The organism is Pseudomonas sp. TWI929 (genome assembly GCF_039673335.1).
In the GTDB taxonomy this organism is placed as follows: domain Bacteria; phylum Pseudomonadota; class Gammaproteobacteria; order Pseudomonadales; family Pseudomonadaceae; genus Aquipseudomonas.
Genome location: NZ_JBDJLK010000167.1, coordinates 1 through 3229, shown reverse-complemented (window position 1 = coordinate 3229; position 3229 = coordinate 1). Strand labels below are relative to the sequence as shown.

Here is a 3229-nt window from a genome sequence, read left to right as displayed (position 1 = left end):
AAGAAGACACCGCGGTGGATGGCACGGGCTTCGCCCGTGTTCGCGGGCAAGCCCGCTCCCACAGGGATCGCGCCAGCTTTTAGAAATTGAGCAAGACAGTTGCTCCCACATGGACCGCATCAGCAAGCAGCGTTCATATAACGTTCAAGCCTGCTGGCTATATCCAATCTGTCTTGCCCACCGGCTACTGCCGCTTGCCGCTTAGCCTGCCAAGCGCGTAGCGTTTTGCACCTATCCCTGAATCCAAGGCGCGTACACCGCCAGAAGGACCTCGGCCGCGCGCAACAAGAAGGCGCAGACCATGAGCACCCCTTTGGATACCAATGCCCTCAAAGCCCGTCAGCAAGCTGCCTGGGCCAGCGGCGACTACGCGGTAATCGGCACCACCCTGCAACTGGTTGGCGAACGCCTGGCCGAAGCCTGCGACCTGCGCTGGGACGAGCAGGTGCTGGATGTCGCCGCGGGCAACGGCAACGCCACCTTGGCCGCCGCTCGGCGCGGCTGTCGCGTCACCTCCACCGACTATGTGCCCGATCTGCTCAAGCGCGGCGAAGAACGGGCACGGGCCGAGCACCTCAACGTGACGTTTCAGGCTGCCGATGCCGAAGCGCTGCCGTTTGCTGATGGCACCTTCGATGCGGTGCTTTCCACCTTCGGTGTGATGTTCGCCCCCGACCAGGCTCAGGCCGCGCGCGAACTGGCTCGGGTGTGCCGGCCCGGCGGCCGCATCGGCCTGGCCAACTGGACCCCGCAAGGCTTCGTCGGGCAGATGTTCAAGACCCTCGGCCGGCATGTGCCGCCACCAGCCGGAGCCTTGCCACCTTCGCGCTGGGGCGATGAGGAACAGTTGCGAGTGATGTTCGAGGGCGCGCTTGGCAAACTGCAGGTCAGCCGCCAGCAGTTCAACTTCCGCTACCGCTCGGCGGCGCATTTCATCGAGGTGTTCCGTACCTGGTATGGGCCGGTGCACAAGGCGTTTGCCTCGTTGGAGCCGGAGGCGGCCGGGGCGCTGGAAAGGGACCTGACCCAGTTGTTGGATGAGAGCAATGTCGCTGGCCCTTCGTCGTTGGTGGTGCCGAGTGAATACCTTGAGGTAGTGGTCATTCGGGGTTAGCAGGCGCTCCTTCGAAGGCCTCGGCGGGTGGTGGCGCTGCGCGGACATTGAAAACCTTGCAGACGAAGTACCAAGCGATGGCGACCGTAAGGTTGTAAGGGAACAGCACGGCCCAGAACGGCAATTGCCAGTTCTTTTTGCCCTGCATTTCACCGGGTTCGCCGGTTCGCCAGGGGGCGTAGTGGCGCCAGGCTTCGGCCGGGGTCAGGCAGATGGCGTGCAGTGGCTTGTGCCACCAATTGGGTTCGCCAGGCGGCGGAAGTTTGTCCGGGCCGTGGTCCATGAAATGGCGGAGGTACTCCCAAACTTCGGCTACGTATTGGGTGTCGGACTCGGTGGGTTCGTTGCTGTCGACCCAGAGGCAGTCTTTTTGGTGCAGGCTGCCGTCCTCTCGGCGAGGGGCGAAGGCTAGGGCATAGCTCGTGCTAAAGGAGGAACCACCGAATTCCCTGCGTTTGAACAAGCCGCCTCGGATGTTGTGCCAGTCAAAGGCAAACACCTTTCCTATTCGTTTGTAATAGATTTTTTTCGTTAGCCTGTTCAGGTAGATATCTGAGAGATTTTTTATGAAGAATATTCTGTAGGCTAAAAAAGGTGTAAAAATAAACGGCAAAATAATCTGCATAGTAAGAAATGCATAGGCGCCATCAAGTTCATAATTTGTCGAGTCATTTAGAAGGTGGGGATAGGCAAAAATAGCTATGGCTATACACATTGCGGTGTACATCTTGCCCATGAATACAGAGTCAGTAACCCATGGGTTTCGCAAGCGCAGAAGAGAACTAGTTGTGCTAACCAGTTGTCCTGAAATTTTTGGATTTATGTTGGTTTTTGTTTGGTGGTTGAATAACCATATGGTTGCCATAAGATTATCTCTCGATAAAGAAGTCAGCTTTGGAGTTGGTAGAGGTAGCCAAGCAGTGATTCAGGTGGTAGTTGATTGACAAATTTGCGTTTCTGGCTTTTTCTCTGTGAGTCTTGTAGTGCAGTACGATGCCTGCGGGAGTGATATAGCAGTCTGGTGTGGTCGTGAGTGTTGTAGAGTTCCCGTCGGTGTCTTCGATTCTTAGTGTGCCAGACCATTCGCTTTGCCCGATCATAAAATTGGGTAGTAGTATGGTGAATTCTATCGTGGGCACGTCCTCGGATACTTGGCTATGTATAATTGTTGCCCAGTCCGGCGTTGGCCATTGGCTGTTGGTGCTAAGTCTTGTTGTGAGCGCTTCCAGGCTGAGTCGCGTTGACTGCTCTAGTGAAAGTGCTATTGGGGCATACGTCTCAGCATGCCATGATTCCATTTCTTCAATAATGCTGGCGAAGCGAGGAAGCCTATTTTGAAAGTCTAGGGTCAAGCTGGGCCGGATTTCTCCATCATTTTCTCTAGCTCCAAAAATACACCTGCTTGCCCATAGTTCTATCGGGGTGTGCAAGCGCTCATGCGCTTTAGAATAGAGATATAGCCCTGCGACTATTAGTGCGGCCCCCGTCAACACGATTCCCGCTGCAGCCCAACCTGCAAAAGGTATAAGGAATGTCGGGCCGGCGATGGCTAGGCTTCCCTCTAACATAAGGGCGGAACCTATGGCAGTTGTTGCGCCACCAGTTATGTTATACAAGCCGGAAGTCGAATCGCCGTTTTGTGATTGACGCCGTCCTTTGGTGAAATCAGATAGAAGACCCGAAAATATCGCCGGGTAGCCTGATGCTCTTGTGAACAGATGACTACCTAATAGATTTAGAATTCCGTTGCTAAAGCCCATGCCCGGCGCCGTAGCGCTTAATCTCAACATTACGGCTTTCTGTGCTGCCCGTACGCTGACTAATGTGGCTGCCGCTGCACCCATCACGCCGAAGACCGACGCAGCGAAGCCTGCGGTGTATTCCAGGGCATCGCTCTGCTGCACGCTGTTGTAGGCGGTCTTGAGCGATAACACGTTGAACCACAGCATTCCTGCATTCAATCCACCGCCACCGCCCGCTGTCAGTAACCCGAGGAAGTTGGGTTTCACGCGCGCGGTGGTGGTCAGTTCGATGGACACCGTCCGGCTTCCGGAGATACGCAGTTCTTTCATCTCCTCAACCTGCGCCATGCCGCTCTTCAAATACTTCTGTACC

General features: G+C 55.6%; 3 protein-coding genes. 1 reads left to right on the top strand and 2 read right to left on the bottom strand.

Annotation, left to right across the window (positions count from 1 at the left end; all coding sequences use genetic code 11):
* Positions 1-301 precede the first annotated feature (301 nt).
* Complete coding sequence (locus tag ABE456_RS28370; protein WP_346646889.1) at positions 302-1114, top strand: class I SAM-dependent methyltransferase; 813 nt, start codon at positions 302-304, stop codon at positions 1112-1114.
* Here ABE456_RS28370 and ABE456_RS28365 read toward each other — a convergent pair.
* Together ABE456_RS28365 and ABE456_RS28360 are read right to left on the bottom strand one after the other, a co-directional pair.
* Positions 1101-1979, bottom strand: coding sequence for a DUF6708 domain-containing protein (locus tag ABE456_RS28365; protein ID WP_346646888.1), 879 nt, complete (start codon positions 1977-1979; stop codon positions 1101-1103). The genes ABE456_RS28370 and ABE456_RS28365 overlap by 14 nt on opposite strands.
* Positions 1980-1983: 4 nt before the next feature.
* Positions 1984-3229: hypothetical protein (locus tag ABE456_RS28360; RefSeq protein ID WP_346646887.1), on the bottom strand; the 1246-nt coding region annotated here is incomplete at its 5' end.

Coding starts and splice junctions, on each gene's coding strand:
- ABE456_RS28370 (WP_346646889.1), top strand. CDS start 302: ATGAGCACCCCTTTGGATACCAATGCCCTCAAAGCCCGTCAGCAAGCT.
- ABE456_RS28365 (WP_346646888.1), bottom strand. CDS start 1,979: ATGGCAACCATATGGTTATTCAACCACCAAACAAAAACCAACATAAAT.